The sequence below is a fragment of the Microcoleus sp. T3_B1 genome, from assembly GCF_036700445.1.
Classification (GTDB): domain Bacteria; phylum Cyanobacteriota; class Cyanobacteriia; order Cyanobacteriales; family Microcoleaceae; genus Microcoleus.
This window is the reverse complement of sequence record NZ_JAUBOX010000061.1, coordinates 1-23662: the sequence shown is the minus strand read 5'-3', so window position 1 is coordinate 23662 and position 23662 is coordinate 1. Positions and strand designations below refer to the sequence as shown.

Annotated in this window: 19 protein-coding genes and 1 other RNA gene; 13 read left to right on the top strand and 7 right to left on the bottom strand. The window is 45.9% G+C overall.

Annotation, left to right across the window (positions count from 1 at the left end):
* Positions 1-27 precede the first annotated feature (27 nt).
* The 3 genes from QT990_RS25495 to QT990_RS25485 all read right to left on the bottom strand — a co-directional run bounded on the left by QT990_RS25495 (position 28) and on the right by QT990_RS25485 (position 1229).
* Entirely contained in the window at positions 28-387 is a 360-nt protein-coding gene (locus QT990_RS25495) for a hypothetical protein (RefSeq protein WP_333310137.1), read from the bottom strand.
* Positions 356-538, bottom strand: coding sequence for a hypothetical protein (locus QT990_RS25490; protein ID WP_333465902.1), 183 nt, complete (start codon positions 536-538; stop codon positions 356-358). The genes QT990_RS25495 and QT990_RS25490 overlap by 32 nt, the downstream gene beginning before the upstream one ends.
* Before the next feature lie 280 nt (positions 539-818).
* The gene (locus tag QT990_RS25485; protein WP_333146441.1) at positions 819-1229 is read right to left on the bottom strand and encodes an MAPEG family protein; all 411 of its coding nucleotides are present in this window, start codon (positions 1227-1229) and stop codon (positions 819-821) included.
* A 30-nt stretch (positions 1230-1259) separates the two neighbouring features.
* Between QT990_RS25485 and QT990_RS25480 the strand changes: the two genes are divergently transcribed.
* From QT990_RS25480 to QT990_RS25470, 3 genes are all read left to right on the top strand, one after another.
* The gene (locus QT990_RS25480; protein WP_333146443.1) at positions 1260-1466 is read left to right on the top strand and encodes a hypothetical protein; all 207 of its coding nucleotides are present in this window, start codon (positions 1260-1262) and stop codon (positions 1464-1466) included.
* Between the two features lie 397 nt (positions 1467-1863).
* Positions 1864-2643 (top strand): methyltransferase domain-containing protein, encoded by a 780-nt coding sequence (locus QT990_RS25475; RefSeq protein ID WP_333146447.1) that lies wholly within the window; start codon positions 1864-1866, stop codon positions 2641-2643.
* A 92-nt stretch (positions 2644-2735) separates the two neighbouring features.
* Complete coding sequence (locus QT990_RS25470; protein ID WP_333411421.1) at positions 2736-3071, top strand: cupin domain-containing protein; 336 nt, start codon at positions 2736-2738, stop codon at positions 3069-3071.
* 251 nt (positions 3072-3322) lie between these two features.
* On the opposite strand, the gene QT990_RS25465 is transcribed toward QT990_RS25470, so the two are convergent.
* On the bottom strand, positions 3323-3862 hold the full coding sequence (locus QT990_RS25465; RefSeq protein ID WP_333465901.1) for a Crp/Fnr family transcriptional regulator: 540 nt from the start codon (positions 3860-3862) through the stop codon (positions 3323-3325).
* Between the two features lie 208 nt (positions 3863-4070).
* Between QT990_RS25465 and QT990_RS25460 the strand changes: the two genes are divergently transcribed.
* From QT990_RS25460 to QT990_RS25440, 5 genes are all read left to right on the top strand, one after another.
* Positions 4071-4589 (top strand): CdiA C-terminal domain-containing protein, encoded by a 519-nt coding sequence (locus tag QT990_RS25460; protein WP_333146453.1) that lies wholly within the window; start codon positions 4071-4073, stop codon positions 4587-4589.
* A gap of 199 nt (positions 4590-4788) precedes the next feature.
* The gene (locus tag QT990_RS25455; RefSeq protein ID WP_333154621.1) at positions 4789-5595 is read left to right on the top strand and encodes a thiazole synthase; all 807 of its coding nucleotides are present in this window, start codon (positions 4789-4791) and stop codon (positions 5593-5595) included.
* Positions 5596-5664: 69 nt separating this feature from the next.
* Positions 5665-5832, top strand: coding sequence for a photosystem II assembly protein Psb34 (gene psb34, locus QT990_RS25450; RefSeq protein ID WP_333103838.1), 168 nt, complete (start codon positions 5665-5667; stop codon positions 5830-5832).
* Between the two features lie 589 nt (positions 5833-6421).
* On the top strand, positions 6422-8692 hold the full coding sequence (locus QT990_RS25445) for a hypothetical protein (RefSeq protein ID WP_333465900.1): 2271 nt from the start codon (positions 6422-6424) through the stop codon (positions 8690-8692).
* A 105-nt stretch (positions 8693-8797) separates the two neighbouring features.
* Positions 8798-9490: a response regulator transcription factor gene (locus tag QT990_RS25440; protein WP_333146457.1), complete on the top strand. Its 693-nt coding sequence runs from the start codon at positions 8798-8800 to the stop codon at positions 9488-9490.
* A gap of 93 nt (positions 9491-9583) precedes the next feature.
* Here QT990_RS25440 and hemG read toward each other — a convergent pair whose 3' ends face one another.
* A complete protein-coding gene (gene hemG / locus QT990_RS25435; RefSeq protein ID WP_333310125.1) occupies positions 9584-11044 on the bottom strand; it encodes a protoporphyrinogen oxidase in 1461 nt (486 codons plus the stop codon).
* 863 nt (positions 11045-11907) lie between these two features.
* Here hemG and QT990_RS25430 point away from each other — a divergent pair.
* The 5 genes from QT990_RS25430 (at position 11908) to QT990_RS25410 (ending at position 20744) form a co-directional block, all read left to right on the top strand.
* Complete coding sequence (locus QT990_RS25430) at positions 11908-16143, top strand: PAS domain-containing protein (protein ID WP_333310123.1); 4236 nt, start codon at positions 11908-11910, stop codon at positions 16141-16143.
* A gap of 76 nt (positions 16144-16219) precedes the next feature.
* Complete coding sequence (gene corA, locus QT990_RS25425) at positions 16220-17401, top strand: magnesium/cobalt transporter CorA (protein ID WP_333146468.1); 1182 nt, start codon at positions 16220-16222, stop codon at positions 17399-17401.
* 450 nt (positions 17402-17851) lie between these two features.
* An RNA gene (rnpB, locus tag QT990_RS25420) (RNase P RNA component class A) lies at positions 17852-18285 on the top strand.
* 287 nt (positions 18286-18572) lie between these two features.
* Positions 18573-19277: a ribonuclease III gene (gene rnc / locus QT990_RS25415; RefSeq protein ID WP_333146470.1), complete on the top strand. Its 705-nt coding sequence runs from the start codon at positions 18573-18575 to the stop codon at positions 19275-19277.
* A gap of 219 nt (positions 19278-19496) precedes the next feature.
* A complete protein-coding gene (locus tag QT990_RS25410; protein ID WP_333411434.1) occupies positions 19497-20744 on the top strand; it encodes a Gfo/Idh/MocA family oxidoreductase in 1248 nt (415 codons plus the stop codon).
* 38 nt (positions 20745-20782) lie between these two features.
* Here QT990_RS25410 and QT990_RS25405 read toward each other — a convergent pair whose 3' ends face one another.
* Both QT990_RS25405 and QT990_RS25400 read right to left on the bottom strand, forming a co-directional pair.
* The gene (locus QT990_RS25405) at positions 20783-22828 is read right to left on the bottom strand and encodes a sensor histidine kinase (RefSeq protein ID WP_333411435.1); all 2046 of its coding nucleotides are present in this window, start codon (positions 22826-22828) and stop codon (positions 20783-20785) included.
* Between the two features lie 360 nt (positions 22829-23188).
* Positions 23189-23332, bottom strand: coding sequence for a hypothetical protein (locus QT990_RS25400; RefSeq protein WP_333465899.1), 144 nt, complete (start codon positions 23330-23332; stop codon positions 23189-23191).
* Positions 23333-23662 lie beyond the last annotated feature (330 nt).

Below are 23662 nucleotides of genomic sequence, written 5' to 3'. Positions count from 1 at the left end.
ACTTGGAATATTGACCTCACTTTCATTTTAATTGTGTCTGCAAATGTCTTTTAATTGGGTCTGGAAATCAGCACTTTGAGCAGCACTTATTGTATCAGAATGCGACGACGATATTTTAAATTGGCTACAAAGCTGAGAGCGCAATTTTTCATCAATCTCCAGAATATTGTCTTCGGAAGTGACATTTTTTTGCAACAAAATTGCGATTTCTCTTTCCAGTTGGCGATAGCCTTGCTGAAAGAAATCTTGAGAGTTAGAACGAAACAAACCGCTATTGACTTGCTGAATTTGGCTAGGCGTCAGCGATTGAGCCGAGACAGCAGCCGGAAATCCCAAAGATGCTGCTAGCCACCAGCTAGAAATTATCTGTTTGAGAATGGTGTTCATCACTGTCGGGAGGAGTTTTTACCTCAGTTGGTTTCTCGTTTTCTGACTCGCTTGCTAATTCATCTTCTAGTTCAAGTTTTTCTTGCCACTCGACAAGCTGCTGAAAAAGTTTCGGGTTAATTTCAAATACGGGTTTGTTGGTTTCTGACATATTTACTCCTAACATTTATTACATTTAACTGGTTCCAGGGTTCTTTTTTGGAACCGCTCTCCAGAGGAAGATCCCCGTTTTTTTAGCAGGAAAATTGGAGGCTGAGCCTCCGAATCAGCGTTACCAGGCAGAGCCTGGAAACGAGTAGAAAAACAATTATAGCAATCCTAAATCATTTATGAATTTCTTACTCCCTCCCCAAGGCATCGGGGAGGGTTGGGGTGGGGTAAAAAATTTACGACTCCTGCAAGGATTGCTATATGTCGCTCGGAAGCTACGCTCAAACCTTCAGCAGCGACATAATTATGCCAGTTAAGGAACCACCAAGCAAAGCTAAAGTAGCTAAGGTACTAATGCCAAATCCTGCCGCTCTTTTTTCGGCAGCTTGATAGTAACCCCAAGCAAACAAAATGCGTCCAATTATCCAAACTGCGCCGATACCTGCGCCCCAAATTGGGCTGATAAATTGCGAGAACAGCCACAGCGAGGGCAAAAATAGAATCATTTGCTCTAAGGTATTTTGCTGAACTCGCAACACTCGCTCAAAGTCTGGGTTTCCTGTCACCTGCGGGGGAGAAACTTTGTATTTGAATCTAGCTCTGCCGACGTTGATGGTAACAACGAAGTAGAGAATTAATGCTGAAACAGTAATTAGACTAGGCCAAAGTGTCGCGTTTGCTTCTGCGAGCATGATTCGGTATTATGGGGTGGAGTATATATCTTGATTATAAATCAATTATTGCCGATCGCGTCATTCATCGCCCTCCCGTCATTCAAAGCGGGGGATGTGATGCAACTGCTGGGTATTAGTGGCGCGGCAATTGCTTTAGAGTTCCGGGACATCCTCGAAAACTTGCTGGCTGGGATTTTGATTTTTTTTGATCGCACCTGCATAGGGATACAAACCCGCGACTCTTGTCGTGAGTAGCCCAAATTTTAGACTCTTATTCAACCTCCAAGATTTATCTGTAGAGCAAATCTCAAATCTCAAATCTCACATTTAAAATCTAAAATCTAAAATCTAAAATCGACTGACTGCACCTGCATAGGCTTGTTCCACCGCAACAAAAGTTAATTATTTAGCTCTAATTCGTTGGCAGGATTAACAGAAATAAGTTCTACTAAAACGAGTACGGGTTTTGTGCTTTCGACAGAAAGCATTGTTGGCAATCAAAAACAGCCCGAATTGTTGATGGGCGGACATGGTATAATTCCTGATATTGTAGGGTTCGTCAGCCTACGAGAATTTGAATATGAGCTAGATCATAGAAAGATTTGAGAAAATTTGGCAAACTGAGAGTAAGGTTAAATAGGAGGTCAATTCAATGACCAATACTGCTCTGAATTTTAAGACTGCACCGGGACATGAAGTGCTCGCGGCGGCTGGCAAGAAAATGCTGAGGCCGGGGGGAAAACTTGCTACGGAACAGTTATTTGAATGGGCGGATTTTCAGCCTGGGGAGACTGTTTTGGAGTTGGCTGCTAGTTTTGGATATAGTTCGATCGCCCTTGCTGAACGTTTTGGCGTAAAAGTAGTGGGAGTGGAGAAAAATCCAGAGAGTGTGGCCCGCGCTCGTGCTAATGTTGCAGCAGCGGGTTTGAGCGATCGAGTGGAAATTGTGGAAGGAGATATTTTTCACTTGGATCGGATTTCCCAACAGTTTGATTGGGTGTTGGCTGAAGCTATCCTGACAATGCAGTCGCCGTCAGGCAAAGCTAAAATTGTATCGGGAATTTGCGATCGTTTAAAACCAGGCGGCAAGTTTCTTTCTCACGAACTTTTAGCTAGAAACCGAGAATCAGAAATTCACAAAGCTTTATCAGAAGTGACGCGGGCTAATTCAACGCCTTTGTCTGAGTCTGGCTGGATTGCTGTTTGCCAAAACGCGGGTTTGCAAGTAGAAAAGTGTCAAAGCGGGGCGATGGGGCTCCTCAACTTGTCGCGAATGCTGCAAGATGAAGGGTTTGTGGGTACTGTGCGGATTTTGTGGAATATTTTAAGTCGATCGCAAATTCGCGATCGTATATTAGCAATGCGTCGAGTTTTCCAGCATTACCAACAGGATCTAGGCTACATCGTTATCTCTGCCAAAAAACAATCTTAACCGACTCAATCGATTTTCGATTTTCGATGGAAGAAAGTGAAGCCACTGATAAATTCGAGACTTGTGACCAAATTAATTAATTGTCAAAAACTATGACTACTACTCTTTTACCGCTACAATCTTCAGCAATCCAACTCCGAGACGCAATTGAATATCCCGCCGCCGGAGTGCTGAACAAAATTTTAGTCAAAGACAAGAATTGTCAGTACAGTTTATTTTGTCTGGCTGCAGGAACGGAAATTTCGGAACACTCTTCGGCACGGAATGCCACAGTTAATGTCATCGAAGGAAAGGGTATTTTGACTTTGGAAGGCAAGGATATTGTTTTGGAACCGGGGGTATTTGTCTTCATGCCCGGTCACGCTCTTCACGCTTTGAAAGCCGAAGAAAATTTGGCGTTTATTTTGACACTTTCCGAGCCTCATTAATTCCATAAATATTGCTGTAGGGGCGGGTTTTACCAACCATACTTGCCTAAAATCAATAATCTCATAAACCCGCCCCCCACAGCCCGTGAATCGGGGCGGGTTTATATAGATAGTGAGTTGCACTCAAATATTGTTTGTGAAATCATGTCCCGTAGCATCATCAGTTGGGGCGGGGCGGGTTTACGAGATTGTTAGTTTGAGACGTAAATTGTTGGTAAAACCCGCCCCTACAAGAATTGGGATTTTAACATTTAGTCTATTTCATCTCCAGAGGCGGTATCCTCCAATTTTTCCCAATCCAATACAATAATTTTACCGCCTCGACTGTAGGAGACAAACGGCTTGAGTTTCTTAAATAACCGCACGCATTCTTCGTAGGTAATTCCAATACTGCGAGCAATTTGATAGTAGGGAAAACGTTTTTCTAAACATACACTATTATCCGCCATCTTCCTACCTTGCTCGACGCCAAAGTAATGAATAAATCGGGCCAGCCGCACGATCGCCCTTTCCGACACCAAACCGTGCACAGTCTCGTGCAGTTGCTGCAACCGCTGATTAAACACCGCCAATATTCGCAAGGCAATCTCAGGATTTTCCCGAATTGCTGCTAGCAAAACTTCCCGTTCTGTGGTAAGAACTTCCACATCAGTTTCTGCAGTCACCGTTGCGGGGGCAATGCCGTTGCCTAGCAAAGCAGGTGCGGCAAAAATATCTCCCTGAAACAAAGTGCGGAGAATTGTTTCTTTGCCCGCTGCCGCTGTTTTTGCAACCCGCAGAGAACCGCTCAATCATGGTGTATAATTTTTCGGGGATGCGATCGCCCTCATACATCACAACTTCTCCCTGTCCGTAAGTGCGAATTGCTGTATGTTCTTGCAATCGCTCTAATTCAGTTTGGTTTAAGCTGGTAAATATTCCAATTTTAGCCAGTTGCTCAACATTTGCTTTCATACCTTTAACTCTACCCGATCCGAGTCCATTGAGAGTATAGTAACGGTGAATTCAGAATATATCGAAACAAGCAGAGCCATCTACGAAAATGCAGAACCAGAATATCGGCGATATTATTTTGATGAGATAGCTGGCGGATTTGTGCTAATTCACCAACAACATAATCTTAATAATTCGGAAATCTTTCTTGCTGAAGTTTTGGCTAAAATAGGGAAGAGAGTTAGAATGTTGAGCGAGCAAGCAGCAGAGGGTGTGAGAACGCCAGACGCTGAGATAGACGGTGAGATTTGCGAATTTAAGGAGTTAACAGAATCTACGAGGAACATCAGGTATCGAGTTCAAGAAGGAATCAGCAGGGCCAAAAATCAAGGTGCATCAGTAGTTGTTTTTCACATCAACCGAGAAAATTACGATGTCTGGAAAATCAACGCTGGCATCAAACAAGGTCTGTTTTGGGATACCCAAAATCAGATTCAACAAATATTTTTTGTTGCCAACAGCAAACAAATTCAACTCATTACAAGGGAAGACTGGCAAAATGGAAGACCATTTCAGCGAATTTAAAGAAATCGTAGAGTGCGGGTTGAAAAATAATATGCCGCGAGATGCTAAATTAATTACTGTAGGGCAAATTTTATATGCTGTTACCCGCGACGATCTAACTATCAAAGAAGGTTGGCAGCTTGAAGCAATGCTGGGAGGCAGAAAAAACTGGGAAGAGGCACTTGAGTACAGCATTTTTGGCTATCCAGTAGATACAGAAATGCCATCTTTAGACAAACCTCTGGTTATTGCTGGCAAAACTTTTCATTCTCGCTTGATGACGGGGACGGGAAAATATCGCAGCATTGCAGAAATGCAGCAAAGTGTCAACGCTAGCAGGTGCGAAATTGTTACCGTGGCTGTGCGGCGAGTGCAAACAAATGCTCCGGGTCATGAAGGATTGGCAGAGGCTCTCGATTGGACTAAAATCTGGATGCTGCCAAATACTGCCGGTTGTCAAACTGCAGATGAGGCAATTAGAGTAGCTCGTTTAGGCCGGGAAATGGCGAAACTTTTAGGGCAAGAAGACAATAATTTTGTCAAATTAGAAGTGATTCCCGATGCTAAATATTTGCTGCCCGATCCGATCGGCACTTTGGAAGCGGCAGAACAATTAGTTAAAGAAGGTTTTGCCGTTTTGCCCTACATCAATGCCGATCCCCTGCTGGCAAAACGCCTAGAAGAAGTCGGTTGTGCGACAGTCATGCCTTTAGGTTCGCCCATCGGTTCAGGGCAAGGGATCAACAATGCGGCCAACATTCAAATAATTATTGACACGGTGAAGGTTCCTGTAGTTGTCGATGCGGGGATCGGAACGCCCAGCGAAGCAGCCAGAGCAATGGAAATGGGAGCCGATGCACTGTTGATTAATTCCGCGATCGCCAATGCCCAAAATTCCCCAGCGATGGCCAAAGCAATGGGAATGGCAGCAGAAGCGGGGCGGATGGCGTACTTAGCAGGCAGAATGCCGATCAAAGATTACGCGATCGCCTCTTCCCCCCAAACAGGCACTGTCACATCCAAATAAATTCCTGAATTTTCCTGGGCGCTTTTTTGGTAGAGTTGTAAACATCAAAAATATTAAGGATTGTGACTGATGCCTTACATCAAAGATGACGATGGACGCCTGAACAACTTTGCTAAAGAGCCGAAGGTGTATGAAGCCGTACCTCCCAACAAAAATCAGCAACGCAACTACATCATCCTGGGTATTGCAGCAGCCATGTTAGTCGCCGGTTTGGTGTACGTGGCTGCCTCCGTCTGAAAACTGGCCTGAGACTCAAAGCTGCTTCAAATCGCAATTTTAAATAATCCTTCGAGAAACCATGTTTTCCTTTCCCAAGGCAACATGGTTTTTGTGTTTCAATACAAAGCAGGGAGTTGCGACAATCCTGAAGCGTGCCGAGCGAGCTGGAAAGCTAAATAAGACCAGCATAAATTTGGTGTTTTCCTCTCGGCTGTCGGGTTCAGGGACTTGGGTTGCACTTAATCACACTGGTTTGCCACCCACATAAAATTGCCAATTGAAAATCTACACTCCTTTAGTCATCAACGGTGCGATTGACAATCAAGCATCCAGGATACAAGCCCCCGGATTCATTCCGAAAGCAGACTCAGGGCCCAGAAATAAAAAACCTGTATCCGATAAAGGAACCCCCGAATTTATCCGTGCGGTCAAGGCTTCAATCTAAAATCTCAAATCTAAAATCTCAAATCGATTGACTGCCTTCGGGGCGCAAGTTGTGAGTTATGAGCGATCGAGATTTCAACTCTCAACTCTACAATCTAAAATCTACAATCCAAAATCTAAAACCTAAAATCTAAAATCTAAAATCTAAAATCGGCTGATCCTGATGTCTATTCCTTCCCAAAAAGTTTCTAGCTCGAACAAGCTGATCTACCAACGCTTGAAACAGGCGATCGACCTCAATTTACGCCGTCAAATTTTTATCGCCGCCTGCGACGACTTGTGCTTGCGGGACTGTCTGGCAGCCCGCTTGCACACAGAATTAGTCGCAGAGAGCGCAGGCTCCGATCCTCGGATCGACTACCCCCGATTTGTCAGTTTGGAACTCGACTTGAGCGATCCAAATCCTTGGGGTTCGATCGCCGCGTGGCTGACCCAACACCCACCGCCGCAAAACAGGGGCAGCTACAGCCGTTTGCCGGGATTTCAAATTATCGGGGCAGAACACCTGACCAGGCAGTCAGCAGCCGTGCAGTGGTCGTTCCTGAGCTATTTGAGGGACATTGAAGCAAACCTGCAATTGTGCGAGTCTGCTCTGTTGCTGTGGGTGTCGCGGCCCTGGCTAAGTTCGATCGAGCAATCGGCCCCAGAATTTTGGCACTGGCGAACCGGAGTATTTGAGTTTGAAGGCGAACCAACTCCAGCTAAGGAAGACTTCGGGCACTTTGAGGACTTCGGGAACTCAGGAGACTTGCGAAACTTGCGGGACAGCGGAAACTTTGGCAACCAACTTTTAATATCTTCTTTGTCTGGACAATCCCCAATTCCCGACGAACAATTCCCAATTTCTCATCCCCCGTCCCCAGCGCCAGATTCTAAATCCGTCCAACTGACAGATGAGGAACAATCCCCACCAATTTCCCATCCCCCCTCCCCAGCGCCAGATTCTAAATCCGTCCAACTGGCAGATTTGGTGCTAGCAGCGGCTTCTGAGGATTTGGAAGCAGAAAATGATGCTGCATCAGAGGAGAATTTTCTGCCGCTGCAAACCCTGCAATACATCGAACTGCTGCAAGAACATCAGTGTTGTTCCGAAGCATTGGCTTTGGCTTATCACGGTTTGGGAAATTACTACCGCGATCGCATTCTGGGCGGAGACGTTTCAGAGCAAAACCTGACAATCGCCATTCGCGCGATCGAACAAGTGATTGCCTATCTCGACGTTGACAGTAACTCGCAGCAAAATCAACCACTAACTGAGGAATGCGCGCGGCTGATTGCCCAATTGACAGAAAATTTAACTCAGTACGCCCAGGAGTCCAACAGCCTACCGCCAATTTCCGATTTGCTCAACGATCTCGGTACTCTCTACTGGATGCTGTCGCGCGATCGCACCAATGCCCTCAACGCCTCAGATCCAGTATCCAGCCTTGAACGCAGCATCGCCCTCTACCTTGAAGGTTTGAACCGAACAGATGCCGAAACCGTACCCCAAACCCGCGTTAGATTAAACAAAAATTTGGGAATCGCCTCGGCCGATTTAGCCCGCTATCGAGACAAGACAGAGAACTTGCAGCACGCAGTTGCAGCTTACCAACAAGCGCTGCTGGATCTAGACCCCGCCGTGGAGCCTCAGCAGTACGCTGCTGCTCAGAATAATTTGGCGACAGCATACTGGAATTTAGCTCAAGATGGTGAGCCGATCGTATATCTCCAAAGTGCGATCGCAGCTTACACCCAAGCCCTCTCCTGTTACAGTCCCGAACGAGAACCCCTCAACTATGCCGGAGTGCAAAACAACCTCGGTACCGCCTGCTGGAACCTCGCCCAGCACCAACCCTCAGAACCCTTGCTAGTCAGGGCGATTTCCGCCTACCGCGAAGCATTGAAATACCGCACCAGAGAATTAGTACCCGCAGCAGCAGCCGCCACCTACAATAATCTCGGTACCGCTTATTGGCATTTGGCGAACCACTTCCAGCAGAAACAGGCGCGGACGGAATCATTGCAGCAGGCGATTACCGCCTACGAAGCCGCCCTGGATATTGCCGGAGAGATCGATCGAACCAAACTCACTTTTGACGCCTTGGCCGCCCGTAACAATCTCGGACTAGCCCACTATCAACTAGCCACAGACCCAGATTTCGCCGCTAACAAAGTCGCACAGACAAGGCATCTAGAAGCAGCACTGCACCACCAGTTGCAAGTGTGCGCCGAATGGGGACAATATCTCAATGACAAAGGGTTAACATATGGGGATAAACTCAACCTGCAAGCCCCGGCAAACTCCCAAGCTGCTGATTCCCGGCAAACAGCATTGAGCTATATTGTCAAAACGATTAGAGCTTTCTATAGTGAATGTGGGCTGCCCGGCCAAAATTTAGCCTTATCCAAAGTTCCCGGAGATTTATTGCCCGAAATCTTGCGTAGGTTATAAATATGGCTATAACTATTAAAAGCTCAATTTTTTCGAGATTTGTATCCAGTTTTCTATTATTATGGCTGAATCTTCTTGCCTAATTCTTCAAGCAAACTTGTGGTCATGGCCCCTGTAAAAATCCTTGTGGTTGATGACGACCCGGCAATCCGAAATTTAATTCACCGTTTTTTGAGCCAGCAAGGTTATCAAGTTGAGTCTGGCGAGGACGGTGAGACTGGTCTGGAATTATTTGAGCAACTCAATCCTGACTTAGTAGTTCTAGATGTAAATTTACCAGATACAACTGGTTACAAACTGTGTCAAGAAATGCAAAGACGCACGGGCGTGTTTGTGTTGATGCTGACTGCCCGAACCGATGAAGCTGACAAAATGAAAGGGTTTGCCGAAGGTGCTGACGACTACATTACTAAACCTTTTAGTCTTGTAGAGATTGGAGCTCGCGTTGCAGCAATTTTGAAGCGCAAACGCATTGTTACTCCCGCCGAACAACAAAGTCTTACTTTTGGAGAGCTACTAATAGATCCGGTTCGCCGCGAGGTAATTCTCGGCAGTCAGATAGTTGCTTTGACTGCTTTAGAATTCGATCTGCTGTACTGTTTGGCCAGCAAACCCGGTCGCGTGTGGAGGCGATCGGAATTGCTGCATGAAGTGTGGGACTACGAGTATGTAGGAGCCGATCGCGTGGTGGATGTCCATATCGGTCAAATTCGCCGCAAAATTGAACCAGATGCCACTCAAATATCGATGATTCAAACCGTCCGGGGGGTGGGTTACAAGTTTGAGCCAACAACCTAGTAGCATCCGCCATTCCGATCTAGGGGGCGGGTTCACCAATATCTCTGATTCACATCCTCGATATTTGTAAACCCGCCCTCCCCACACAATAATTCAGATCGATCGAGTATCTGATTGTTTTTTCTGCAAATACTCGCCCACTTCTCGTGCACCCTCAAAACCCCTTCGCACGCAATCTCCCAAAGCCACGCCGCCAACGTAGTTACTGCACAAATACACCCCCGGCAAAGATTTTAAGCCTTCATCGATTTGTTGCAGGCGATCGAAATGCCCCAAATTGTACTGAGGAATCGCCCGCTTCCACACATTCACCGCTAAAACTTTTGGCTGCGGCACATCTGGTTTCAGCAAAATCCGAGACAAATCTCGGTGCACCTCCCGAACGATTTCTTCTGAGTCGAGATTGCCAATTTCCGAGTCTGTAGCCCCGCCGATGAAACTGGTGAGAGTGTGCCAGCCCGCAGGCGTGCGATCGGCAAATAAACTTGATGTCCAAATCGTCCCCAGAGTGCGAATTCCCTGCCCCCTCGGAATTAAATTTCCAAAACCTACTAATTTACCCTTGACATCCGAATGCGGATATGCTAATACCACGCAGGCAACCGCAGGATAAGTAAAAGCTTGTAAAGCGCTGCTAACTTCTGGTTGCAGAGGCTGCAACAAATCGGCTGTAACATAAGCCGGTGTGGTCAAAACCACGGTACGCGCCTCAACTTCCTGCTGTCCGTCGGGCGACGAGAATACAGCAATGTAAGTTTCGCGTTGTGTACGCTGGAGGCGAGTCAGGTGCCAGTTGAGTTTCACTCGATCGCCCAATTCAGCAGCGATCGCCTCTGGCAAAGCCTTTAACCCCTGTTTGAACGAACCCAACTCCCCCGGCCTAGTCTTAGGCACATTCGGGTCTGCAGGCATTTGCTTCGGTCTTTTCCTAGCAGAAAGCAGCGCCCCCGCCATCAGCCCGCCACCCAGATCAGCCATCTTTGCTACCCGGCCAAAAGCCGCCGCCGCGCTAAGTTGTTGCGGATCGCCCGCATAAACCCCAGAAACAAAAGGTTCCACCAACCGCTGCATCACTTCCTGCCCCAGATGACGGCGGAAAAATTGAGAAACAGTTTCCTCGTCACGCTGCTGCGAAAGTCCAGCGCCCATTGCCGGCGCGACAAACCCCAAAGCCCCGAACAACGCCCGCAGTTTCCCCGGAAAACTCAGCAACTGAGACTGAATCATCGCCGGTGGAGTCATCGGCACCGGTTGCAGCTTTTTTTGCCAATACACAAAACGAGGCAATTTGCGATCGGCAAAAATCAACTCCTGCTTCAATCCCACATCTACAGCCAACTTCATCAATTCTGGCGTCGGCGAAAAACTGTTCGGGCCCTCCTCCCAGAGAAACCCCCCCGCTGTCACAGTGGTGATGTTCCCGCCCACACGTCCTTGACTCTCAGCGACTAAAATCTTTAGCGAGGATGGACTCGTTGCTTCCTTGTGAAGTGCGTGCGCCAAACTCAAACCGCTAATACCCGCACCCACAATCAAGGTATCTAATAGTTCCATATTACATAGAAAAATATCGCAATCTTTATGTTACATGGCTTTGCACGGCTTGCGTTCTTTGCTTCGGGTACTGCCAAACCGCTTTCAGATTACCGAATTGGGAATTGGGAATCGGGAATTGGGAATTGGGAATCGGTAAGCTTTCGGGCCTTTCTTAAGCATTTTTCTCGCAGGTTGTGGATGAGAACCTCTGCCCACCTCCCCGTCTCCCCGTCCCTCCATCTCGCTTTTGTATCCGCTGGGTCTGGTTTTAAAAAAGAGCATCTGCTGTTATTAAGCTATATTCCCAAAAATACTATTTCTTTAAAATTTTTGTATTATAGGCAACAGCGCCGAAAATTGCACCGGGAAACGCAGCAGTAAAGTGCCCAAAAAGATTTGAGTGGGTTAAACTAACTTTAGGAAAATTTTAGAGCTTAAGCAAGTCAGCACCCCGCTCTGAAGAGATGGGGCTTTATGCCCTAATCAAAAGACATAGTTGACCCGCTATCGTCTTAACTGATTAGGTTATCAAAAATATGGGTGTAAGCCCAAGCTGCTATGCGATCGCGCGTGAAATATTTAAAACGGTAATTGTTCCGTTGAAAGTAGATCATAAAAGTACCAAGTGACCAAGTAGCCCCCTCTAGCAATAATCAATATTCAAGGCGGTTAAAACTGCCTGATGAGTGTTTTCCTCGATCGGTCTACTCACATCTTGCACCATTCTCAAGAACAGGCAAGATGCCTGTTCCACAAAGAGTTAATTTCTTGTGGTTTGGGCATCCGGCCCGCCCATAAAAGCTTATTGAAAATGGGGCAACATATGAGTCTAAAGACACGAGGTTTCCACAATACTAAACTTTTCTCATGAAAAAATACCCATGCAGGAAGTTATCAACTCGTTTCAGTCTTTTTTCTCTAACTCTGTTGATGCTTTCCTAGAGTGCGATCGACAGCAAAATTACCTATCGATAAATCCAGTCGCTGCTGCTTGGATGGGATTGGAGCCGGCTGAAATAGTCAACAAAACTAATCAGGAATTATTAAAATTATATCCCAATAATGCTGCTGTAAAAAATATAATATCGCAGATTGATTCCTGCCTGCAACAAGTATTTATAACCGGGGAAACAAGGCTGGCAATTCATGAGGTGACGACGGCAGACGGCGGGATTAAAATTTACGAAACTGCTTACACGCCAGCGGTGGATGCCTCTAGCAAGCAGATGCGGGTTTTGGGCGTCGGTAGAGATATCACCAGGCATTACCGCTGGCAGCAGCAGAAAACTCAACAGTTGCGCCGATCGAACCATTTACTGTGGTTGAATGCAGCTAACAGCCCCCTGGCAATGGTGGGCTGGGATGAAGATTTTCGGATAGTTCAGTGGTCGAAACGTGCCGAAGAAATCTTTGGCTGGACAGCCGATGATATGATGGGCAAGCAGTTCGGCGATTTGGCTTTGATTTGCGAGGAAGATCGAGAGGCTGTAAGCGCGATCGAGCTTGAACTAGCCACTGGCAACGGCAATACTTCAATTAACCGCAACTATACTAAAAGCGGACAGGTAATTTGGTGTCGCTGGTTCAACTCGATTATTCGCAGCGGCGACACTTTTACCGTGCTTTCTTTGGTGGAAGATATCACCGATCGCAAACGGTTGGAAGCAGAAAAAGCCCAAGCTTCTCGCCTCACAGCAATGGTAGCCGATGTGGGTATTGCCCTTACCAAACACCCTGAAGATATCCTGCTTCCCTGCTGCGAGGCAATGGTGCGAAATCTCGATGTCGCTTCGGCTGAAATTTGGACTTTCAACTCTCAACATAATGTTTGCCAATTGCAAGCAGCATCGGGAATCTACAGCCGCACAGACGATCGGGCTAGGTTTATTGAAAGTAAGGTTAACTTTATAGCCAAACAGCAAAAACCGGAATTTGACTGCGGATTTGAACTGAACAATTTTGGACTCCCAGAGGAAGAATCCGCAAAAGCAACAGATGAGCAAAGTTCCGAAGTAGCAATTATCAATGCCAGTCAAAAGCCGACAAATTGCCCAATTCCCAAGCAAATTCTCACCTTCGCCGGCTACCCTTTAATAGTCGAAGAACGGCTGGTGGGAGTAATGGTAATTATCAGCAGCCAGCCGCTGACAGCACCGTTTCAGGAAACTTTAGCATCGGTTGCGGATGTCATTGCTTTAGGCATCGAACGCAAGCGTTCAGAAGCTGAATTAAAATCAGCTAGAGGGTTTCTAAATTCCGTAGTAGAAAATCTGCCGGTGGGAGTTTTTGCTAAAGATGCTTCTTCGCTGAAATTTGTGCTGTGGAATAAAGCGGGAGAAACGATCGCAGGTGTTACTTCTCAAGAGGCGATCGGCAAAAATGACTACGATATTTACCCCAAAGAACAAGCTGATGTTTTTACTGCTCAAGACAGGGAAATATTGACCGGTGAGCACAACCAATCTACTGTTAAAGACATAGGCGAAGAGCCGATCCAAACTCGCCACAAAGGTATGAGAATACTGCACACCCGCAAAGTGCCAATTCTCGACGCCACAGGCCGTCCTCAGTACGTTTTGGGGATTACTGAAGATATTACCGAACGCAGGCAGGTAGACGAAAGCGTGCGCCTCTACGACCAAATTGTCGAGAATATGCAAATTGGTTTGTACGTCTACCATTTAGAAAATATAGACGATGACAGCACTCTCAGGGCGATCGCATCCAATCCTGCAGCTACCCTATTTACCGGATTAGAAATGGCGGATGTTTTGGGTATGACAATCGACGAGATTTTTCCCCACCTGCGATCGAAAAATATTCCCCAAGCATTTGCTTCGGTAATTCGCACCCAGAAAGCCGTAGAAGTTGAAGATATTGAGTGCGATGAAGGGGGTCGAATAACTCGCGCTTTTTCTATTAAAGCTTTTCCATTACCCAACAACTGCGTCGGTGTTGCTTTTGAAAACATTACTGGTCGCAAGTGCCTAGAACTAGAACTGCAGGCGTCTTTGGAAAAAACCGAACGTTCCGAACAACTCCTGCGTACAGTAATAGACAAAACTAGCGACTGGATTTTGGCCAAAGACAAAAATTTTCGCTGTATTTTGGCCAACAGGAGTTTCGCTCAAGCGATCGGCAAAACAGTCGAAGAGATAATTGGCAAATCAGATTTAGAATTAGGATTTTCAGAAGAACTCGTGTTTGGGAATTGGGCCAGAAATATCCGAGGCTTCCGCACAGACGACTCTGCTGTACTGGCCGGCGAAATCATCCACAATCCCTGCGATCCGGCAACTCTTGCTGACGGTTCAGTACATATTTTTGATACCCAAAAACTTCCCCTGCGCGACGCTGAAGGTAATGTATTTGCAGTGCTAGCTTTCGCTCACGATATTACCGAACGACATGAATCGGAAGCAGCTTTGCGTAGAAGTGAATCCAGATTTAGGTCTTTGGTAGCTAATATTCCCGGAGTGGTTTATCGCTGGAGGTGCGATTTTTCGACTAATTTTATTAGCGATGCCGTTTACTTATTAACGGGCTACCATGCGGCAGATTTTATTTGGCTTTTGGACAGGAGATGCCGGACTTTTGCTAGCATTATTTACCCGGAAGATTTGGCCAAAGTAGAAGCAACTATTCGGCAAGCCATAGGAAACAAAGAGTCTTATAACTTGGAATACCGCTTGCTAGCAGCAGACGGCACGGTTAAATGGGTGTGGGATAAAGGTTCTCCTGTGTTCGACGCAGATGGAAACGTTTGCTATTTGGACGGGGTGATTTTTGATATTAGCGATCGGTACTACGCCGAGGAAGCATTGCGCCAAAAAACTTTAGAGTTAGAAGCTGTTTTTCGCGCTTTGCCTGATTTGTATTTTCGACTAGATGCTGACGGTATAATCGTGGATTATTTGTCAGGAACTTCTTCGAGTTTATACGTACCTCCCGAACATTTTATTGGTCAACGCATCACAGACATATTGCCACCCAATGTCGCCGGTCAATTTGCCCAAGCAATCTTTGAAATTTCCGCAACCAGAAATTCAATCGATATAGAATATTCGCTTTCCATGTCGGAAGGAGAAAAAACTTATGAAGCCCGACTGTTGCCGTTTAATTCCGATCAGATTATTATTCTAGCCCGCAATATTACCCAGCGCAAACAAGCCGAAGCTCAATTAAAACATAAAAATCGCCAGCTAGAGCAAACATTGAAACAATTAGGCAGGACTCAAGCTCAACTAATTCAAGCGGAAAAAATGTCGGGTTTGGGACAGCTAGTGGCGGGAATTGCTCACGAAATTAATAATCCTGTCAGTTTTATTTACGGTAATATCACTTACGCTAGTGAGTATGCCAAAAACTTGCTGGAACTGTGCAGTTTGTACCAGGAATACTACCCGGAACCTGTTGCGGTTATCCAAGATTTGGCAGAAGAAATAGAACTGGAATTCATGAAAGAGGATTTCCCGCAACTGCTGACTTCAATTCAAACGGGAGCCGATCGAATTCGCCAAATAGTTCTGTCTTTGCGTAACTTTTCCCGCCTGGAAGAATCCGATCTTAAGCGTGTTAATATTCACGAAGGAATAGAGAGTGCTCTGTTAATTTTGCAACACAAGATTAAAGAAAATGGTAGAAATCGTCCTATTCAAATAGTTAAAGAATATGGGAAATTGCCGCAGATACAGTGCTACGTGGGACAGTTAAATCAAGTGTTTATGAATATTTTAAATAATGCTATTGATGCTTTAGCGAATGTCAGGCAGAGGAAGTGGGAATTGGCGACTTATGTGGAAGAGGAAGGGCAAGATTTTGCTAGTTTACCTTTAAGTTGTGACACATTGCCTTGGATTCGGATTCGCACGGAGGTGTTGGAGAATAATCGGGTGGCGATCGTAATTTCCGATAACGGGTGTGGAATGGCAGAGTCTGTTAAATGTCGGGTATTTGACCCGTTTTTTACTACTAAACCAGTAGGCAAAGGTACAGGTTTGGGACTGTCTATCTCCTATCAGATTGTGGTGGAAAGACACGGAGGGACGCTGCAGTGCATTTCGGCGCCGGGAGAGGGAACTGAATTTGCGATCGAGATTCCAATTCGGCAGAGGTAATGAGTCATTGGTAAGTGGTAGTTGCACCATAAAAATGATAATCTAATTAAAGGTTGTAAAAGTCAGGAATATTAGCATGGTATACAAAAGCATACATACTTCTAATGCAGTTGCACAACCAATTAAAGATGATGAGGATGATGATGATTCCTACGTTGACTATTTTTATGACGATCCGGGGGCTCCGCCGGGAACTCTCGACTTAGAACCCGATGCGCCGCCTCCGGAGATTGTATTAATTGACTATTGCGAAACAGCCGCAACTCGCGGTAAATTGGCAAATCCTCAAGACGCTTCGGCCTATTTAGATACAGCATCTGTTTCTTGGGTTGATATGTTGGGGTTAGGAAACAAAGAAACTTGGCGCCAAATGGGTAAAGTGTTTAATTTGCATCTTATGGCTCAAGAAGATGTGGTTAATGTCCCACAGCGCCCAAAAGTTGTAGATTACGAAAATCACATTTTAATCATTGCCTGGATGGTGATACTTAAGCCGAATTCAGAGAATTTTCATAAAGAACAAGTTAGTTTAATTTTGGGGAAACATTACCTGTTAACTATTCAGGAAGAACCGGACTATGATTGTTTTGAACCCGTGCGCGATCGCATTCGTAAAGGACAAGGAACTATTCGCAAACACGGAGCCGATTATCTGGCTTATACTCTGTTAGATTCGATTATAGATGGCTTCTTCCCTGTATTAGAAGTTTATGGAGAGCGCATTGAAGAATTAGAGGATGAAGTGGTGGTGAACCCCACCCGCAAAACCCTGGAAAAAATCTATAAAATCCGGCGAGAATTGCTGACTCTGCGCCGCGCCATTTGGCCGCAGCGGGATGCAATTAATGTTTTGATTCGAGATAGCAGTGATTTGATTAGTCCAGAGGTGCGAATTTACCTGCGCGACTGTTACGATCACACAGTGCAGGTGATGGATATGGTGGAAACATATCGAGAGTTGTCTTCTGGTTTGATGGATGTTTACTTGTCTTCGGTTGGTAATAAAATGAATGAAATCATGAAATTGCTGACGGTGATTTCGAGTATCTTTATTCCTCTAACTTTTGTGGCGGGAGTATACGGGATGAATTTCAATACAGAGAAATCGCCTTGGAATATGCCGGAACTGAATTGGTATTTTGGCTATCCGCTTTGTTGGGCGGTGATGGTAGGAATCGCCTCTGGTTTAGTTTACTTTTTCTGGCGACGCGGCTGGTTTGATAATTTTTCTACTGTGAAAGATGACTCATTAAAGTAACCGAATTGAAGATTTGAGATTGGGGATTGAAGATTGAAAAATCCAAAATCCTTTTATGTAAAAAGGTTTCCTGCCCCTAGTTGAATCCCTGCCATAAATCCTGGCATGATAATTCCCAACTTTTGGGCCTCCAGATTCATCCGTGAGTGATTTTAAGGGGAGTTGCAGGGAAATTTAATTGTTGGGCGGGCTTTCGGGCCCACCGTACAAGAGTTTGAATAAACTGAGATGTTGCACCATTCTCGCTTAACAGGCTTTCCGGCCTGTTCCACAAGAGATGAATTTTATTGTGGAACAGGCCGGAAAGCCTGTTCATAAAAAGCTTATTGACAACAGTGCCAGATGTGAGAATAAACACAAATGTCCAAATTAAGTGGCCGACAAGTTAAAATATTCAATCTCAAATCCCAAATTGATTGACGAACGATCGCGTACAATAAATCTGGGGAAAAAGTAGGCGCAGGCGGTTGCGGATTAGCGAAAGCTTGTCTGAGGAAAGTCCGGGCTCCCGAAAAACCAAACTTGCTGGGTAACGCCCAGTGCGAGCGATCGTGAGGATAGTGCCACAGAAAGATACCGCCAATTAGTCATTAGTCAGCAGTCATTGGTCATTAGTAAGTAACTGAGGATTTTTGACTGGGAAGCAACCACTAATTTGGTAAGGGTGCAAAGGTGCGGTAAGAGCGCACCAGCAGCATCGAGAGGTGCTGGCTCGGTAAACCCCAGTTGGGAGCAAGGTCGGAGGAACTATGGTTGGTTTTTTACCAGTTCCGTTTTTTGGTACCGCTTGAGGCGTCTGGTAACAGGCGTCCCAGATAGATAACTGCCCTCGAAAACTGCTTGCAGTTGAGAGAACAGAACCCGGCTTATGTCCGACTTTTTCCCCCCCCATTTAATTAAAATTACCGCTTGGGAATCAGGTCAACAAATCCTTTCGACCTGTTTTATGTTGGGAAAGGTGTGCACTGCACACCCGGAGGAAGATTTTGGGTAAGGTGCACCATAAGCACCGGGAGGAATATTTAGTCTGTCAACTAATTTTTTTTTATTAATATGAATCTGATACCAGTTAAAAAAAATAATGCAACTTTTGAAAAGCTCCAAACCCGGATAGTCATCCGTGATTCCCACTTCTAAAATCTAAAATCTAAAATCTAAAATCTAAAATGGTATGATTTATCCGGGTCGCCAAAAGCAACTTGAAACATTAATTCAAAAATTGGGACTGACGAAGAATGCTTCGATAAAATGGCATCTCCTGGATTTAGCTTTGACTCATGCGAGCGCGTCAGCTAAGGCAAATTACGAGCAACTAGAGTTTGTCGGGGATGCAGTTGTGCGGCTGGCTGCGTCGGAATTGTTGTTTGAGATTTATCCTGACTGTACAGTGGGGGAATTTGCTGCTATTCGATCGATCTTGGTGAGCGATCGCATTCTTGCTAAAATCGCTGAAAGTTACGGGTTCGATCGCTATTTAATTGTTTCCAGCAGCGCCGCCGCAGACAAAACAGGCGCTGAACCCCGGCTGGCAGATGCTTTGGAAGCGGTACTGGCTGCGCTTTATTTGAGTACCCAGACGTTAGAATTAATTCGCCCTTGGCTAGATTCTCACTTTCAACGCCTAGCGGCGGAAATCCGCAGCGATCCGGCCCGCCAAAACTACAAAGCTGCTCTCCAAGAGTTGACTCAAGGCAAATACAAAACTTTGCCCAAATATAGCGTGCAAGAAACCGGGACAGTGCAGGGCGGGGAGGATCGTTTTACCGCAGAAGTTCTCATTCAGGGAAAGTTGGTAGCAGAGGGAAAAGGTCGATCGATCAAAGCGGCCGAACAAGCAGCGGCTCAGGCAGCTTTCAATAAATTAGTTGACAGTTGACTGTTGACTGTTGGCTGTTGACTGTTGACTGTTGACGGTTGACTGTTGACTGGTGTTATCAGTTATTGGTTATTTGTTAGCTGCTACCAATAACCCATAAGCAATAACCAATAACTACTGCCAACATTCAACAGTCAACAGTGATTTTTTTGAGTTAAAACATAGATAATAATAACAAAATATGCTATAATTACTGTGCGATTTTTGAAATTATAATTAATGAAAATCGGAATAGCTGTATTGGGTGCCGGTCGCTGGGGAGTTAACCTAATTCGCAACTTTCTCGAACATCCCAATAGCCAAGTTTTAGCGGTGGTAGACCCGAATCGAGATTCATTGGCGGCCGTTCAAAAACAGTTTAATCTGGATGCCTCGGTGATTCTAGCTACCGATTGGTCTCAAGTGCAAGCCTTGCCGGGACTGCAAGCTGTGGCGATCGCTACTCCAGCTTCCACACACTACACCCTCGCAGCAGCAGCGCTGAAACAAGGCTACCACGTCTTAGCCGAAAAACCCCTCGCCCTCAACCTGACTGAAGCAATAGAACTCTGTCAATTAGCCGAAAAACAGCAGCGGCAACTGTTCGTTGACCACACTTATCTGTTTCATCCAGCAGTCGATCGAGGCCAAAGAATTATTCAACAGCATCAACTCGGAAAATTGCGCTACGGTTACGCCCAGCGCACCCATTTTGAACCGGTTCGCCATGACGTTGATGCCCTGTGGGACTTGGCGATTCACGATATCGCTATTTTCAATACTTTGTTGGAACAAACGCCAATTGAAGTAAGGGCGATCGGCACTGTTTTTCCCAAGGAAGAAGGAAGTTCGGCAACGGATTCTGTAACGGATGTAACGGATGTAACGGATGTAAAGGATAGAAGGAACAAGGAAGAAGGAAGAGCGAACCAGGAAGAAGGAATAAATCCAGAAGCTGCAGAAATTGAAAATCAATTTGCTCCTTCACTGGTGACTACTAATCCTGCAGAAAAACTAGCAGATTTAGTTTGGGTAACGCTCACCTATCCCGACGGATTTCAAGCATTTATTCACCTGTGCTGGCTAAATCCCGACAAACAACGGCGCTTAACAGTTGTTGGCAGTTTGGGAACCTTGATTTTTGATGAAATGTCGCCAGAAACTTCCCTGATTTTGCAGCGCGGCAATTCAGATTGGCGAGGGGAAGAGAATAACTCTTTTGAAAGTGCGTTAGCGAAGCCCGCCCCTACGGGGGCTACGCCAACGAAGAGGATCGCGCCGCAGCCAAAAAGCATCAGACACCGCGAAGTGTTGAGTTTAGAACAAGTAGAACCGCTGAGGCGAGTGTGCGATCGCTTCCTCAACTGCGTGCAAACAAATACCCCCTGTCTTACCTCTTCGGGCGCGGCCTCCGTCGAATTAATCCGCATTCTCAGCACTTTGAGCAAATCCCTCGAACTCGGCGGACAGCCCCTAATACCATTTTAGATTTGAGATTTTAGATTTGAGATTGGGAAAATCAGTCCTCAACTTTTGAAATTTCCCTTTTCCGTTACTAAGTCCGGGCTGTGAAAATAAAAATTTGACTGCTGATTGACAGGCAAAGAAATCATCACCATAGTACCTTGATTCACGCCTGCGCTGTGCAGGGTAATGCTTCCGATCATAGATTCCATTATCCTTCGCGAGATAGCCAAGCCCAAACCGTTACCGCCAAACCTGCGAGTTGTAGAACCATCAGCCATCACAAAAGGTTGAAACAATTTCTGCTGGTGCTCGGGATCGATACCAATTCCTGTATCTTTAATTGTCACCACCACCCAATCGCTTTGACCGCTGGGACCCGTTTTACTTTCCCCACTGCCGTTAAAACTAGCAGAATTAGTCCTCGATTCTAGCCGCACAGATATACTAATGCTGCCCGACTCTGTAAACTTAACGGCATTGCTCAAAACATTTAAAAACACCTGTTTGAGCTTCTCTGGATCGGCATGAACAATAATCGGATCGTGAGGAGCTGGCAAACTTAACTTCAAGCCTTTTTCCTCAATTTGAGCCGCTTGCAAATCAATCGCGTCTTCAAGTACCTGAGTAATATCAACTACTTCTAACATCATGGAAAAGGTGCCGGCTTCTATTTTAGCAATGTCCAAAATATCATTAATAATATTGAGCAATTGCATGGACGAGTCGTGGGCGCGCTGTAAAAATTCCATTTCTTCATCTCGGTCATCGCAGTAGCCGTCCCGCACAATTTGAATAAAACCAATAATCCCGTTGAGCGGCGTTCTCAATTCGTGAGAAATATTGCCCAAAAATTCATTTTTTAATTGATTGGCAACTTGCGCTTCCTTGGTGGCGACTTCCAATGCTTTTGCCCTGGATCTGAGGCCCTGCACCATGCTGTTTAGTGCTTCTGATAGTTGATTAAATTCCCTAATTTGGAAATCTTGGGGCACTGTCTGCGACGCTTCCGTATCTACTTTCATGGCGTAGTCTCTCAGTTTTTCCACAGGACGCGCCAAGTCGCGAGACAGATATAAAGTCGCGATGATACTAGCAGCAACCAAACCTACAATTAAATTAAATAAAACTTGCTGAATTTCTTCCAAACCTGAGAGAGCGTAATCTAAACGAGAGACAGCTAAAATAATCCACTTGCTGTTCTCATGTGTAGTTGAAGGACTCGGGATAGCGGCGTATCCTGCTAGCAACTCTACACCATTTCTTTCAAAGGAAAATAGGTGGAGAAAAGCTGTTCCGCCGGCGATCGCCCTTTTGACAATACTTTTTAGTCGAGCGGCATCTGCCTCTTGGTCGATATTGCGGCCCACGCGGTTGACATTAGGGTGCGCCAAAATTGTCCCATCTTGGTCGATCGCCACCGTATAGCCGGCTAGAGAACCCTTGGGAGCGCTGGTTTGCACAGGCAAGGCAGACTGCAAACTCAAAGCATAACTCAACTGCAGGGTATTGCCCCGACGAATGTAAACAGGAGCGCTCAACACCAAACTCGCTTGGCTATCGGAGCCTTCTTTACCCGCATCGGGAAAATCATCAGCCCCCAAAGCCACCTTCTGATCGTTTGCTGTCGCCTGGCGCTGCGGAGGTAAGGACAGACTGATGTAAACGCTCTTGTCGTCCAGCAGCGTTTGCTGCTGCTGTACGGGCGGCCAAAATTTTGCCGGCAACGACTGAATCGGCTGCTGCCCGCAAGTGCTTGCTATCACTTGATTTGTCTTTAAGTTAGTCAATTGCAAGCAATCAACCTGCGCTGGCAACCGCTGCCCTAATTGCGCGATAAACTTTTGATAATCCTTCGGATCTACCGACTGCAACATCGAGCTTTCGGAAGCGCCGATCAGATTCGACTTCAGCGATTTCGCCCACTGTTCAATAGTGTCTGCTTTTCTGACTGCACTTTCTGTCAAGTTTTGACGAGCAGTTTCCAGAAGTGTCGAGCGTGCCTTGCGATAGGTAACATACTCCCCCACCAGTAGAACCGGTACGCTGAGCAACAAAATCCGCGACAGTAAAATACGGCGAAAGGAGGATTGACCTAACTTAACCATAGGAAATATCTAAATTAAGGTGCAACACCCAACAGCGACCATTACAGTGAAATAAACCAGACCGAAAGCGTGAATCTGTCTAGGAGGCTCTGCTGACTGGACAACACAGCTTCCGAACAACATTTAAACACAATTATAGAAGCCACTGTAGTAATCTCGATTCTAAGTGTGTGGACTTAAAGAGGCTTAGCAATTTGTTTGGCAAATGCCTGTGATTTCGGTCACACTTCCCTTCTCAATTCTTGGCTCGACTTGCGCCCCATCGCCCAGGGGCCCATTTTTCAGGCTGCAAAAAGCGTCGGGTGGACATACCACTGTTGCTGGAAGCTAGAATCGCATAGATGCACTCTGACACCCAAATTAACGGGCAAAAAGTTCTGTCTCCGGGTAGTGTACAGAGAGAATTGTGCTCGATCGGACTTTTTCTTTCCGAATGCCTTCGAGAGATGGGCCAGAGATGGGCGATGCGAGATTTGGCATCCTGTCAAAGATTTCTTTTGCCATCCGATTGATTCGGTGACAATAATTCACCGGTCAAACAAAAAGAATGAGACGATCGAGCTGTCGATCGACTCTGCCAACCCTAATGTGGGGAACCTTGGCCCAAACAGTGCACCCACGCTCCCTAAATTCGCGGTCTCGGCAATAATCTCCATAGCTTAATCGATGAAAAAAAACTTTAGCAATTATACGTATTATTACACAAACAACCGTCCGAGATATCATCACGCATATTTGATATCTGATACTTTTAATTCAGACAATCCCCGACAATCGGCAACAATCTGAATATAGCACACTCATCAGACAGGTCCCAGAGTATGGTGGTATCCC

Coding starts and splice junctions, on each gene's coding strand:
- rnc (WP_333146470.1), top strand. CDS start 18,573: ATGATTTATCCGGGTCGCCAAAAGCAACTTGAAACATTAATTCAAAAA.
- QT990_RS25470 (WP_333411421.1), top strand. CDS start 2,736: ATGACTACTACTCTTTTACCGCTACAATCTTCAGCAATCCAACTCCGA.
- QT990_RS25400 (WP_333465899.1), bottom strand. CDS start 23,332: ATGGCAAAAGAAATCTTTGACAGGATGCCAAATCTCGCATCGCCCATC.
- QT990_RS25440 (WP_333146457.1), top strand. CDS start 8,798: ATGGCCCCTGTAAAAATCCTTGTGGTTGATGACGACCCGGCAATCCGA.
- QT990_RS25430 (WP_333310123.1), top strand. CDS start 11,908: ATGCAGGAAGTTATCAACTCGTTTCAGTCTTTTTTCTCTAACTCTGTT.
- hemG (WP_333310125.1), bottom strand. CDS start 11,044: ATGGAACTATTAGATACCTTGATTGTGGGTGCGGGTATTAGCGGTTTG.
- QT990_RS25495 (WP_333310137.1), bottom strand. CDS start 387: ATGAACACCATTCTCAAACAGATAATTTCTAGCTGGTGGCTAGCAGCA.
- psb34 (WP_333103838.1), top strand. CDS start 5,665: ATGCCTTACATCAAAGATGACGATGGACGCCTGAACAACTTTGCTAAA.
- QT990_RS25490 (WP_333465902.1), bottom strand. CDS start 538: ATGTCAGAAACCAACAAACCCGTATTTGAAATTAACCCGAAACTTTTT.
- QT990_RS25405 (WP_333411435.1), bottom strand. CDS start 22,828: ATGGTTAAGTTAGGTCAATCCTCCTTTCGCCGTATTTTACTGTCGCGG.
- QT990_RS25455 (WP_333154621.1), top strand. CDS start 4,789: ATGCCATCTTTAGACAAACCTCTGGTTATTGCTGGCAAAACTTTTCAT.
- QT990_RS25410 (WP_333411434.1), top strand. CDS start 19,497: ATGAAAATCGGAATAGCTGTATTGGGTGCCGGTCGCTGGGGAGTTAAC.
- corA (WP_333146468.1), top strand. CDS start 16,220: ATGGTATACAAAAGCATACATACTTCTAATGCAGTTGCACAACCAATT.
- QT990_RS25485 (WP_333146441.1), bottom strand. CDS start 1,229: ATGCTCGCAGAAGCAAACGCGACACTTTGGCCTAGTCTAATTACTGTT.
- QT990_RS25475 (WP_333146447.1), top strand. CDS start 1,864: ATGACCAATACTGCTCTGAATTTTAAGACTGCACCGGGACATGAAGTG.
- QT990_RS25445 (WP_333465900.1), top strand. CDS start 6,422: ATGTCTATTCCTTCCCAAAAAGTTTCTAGCTCGAACAAGCTGATCTAC.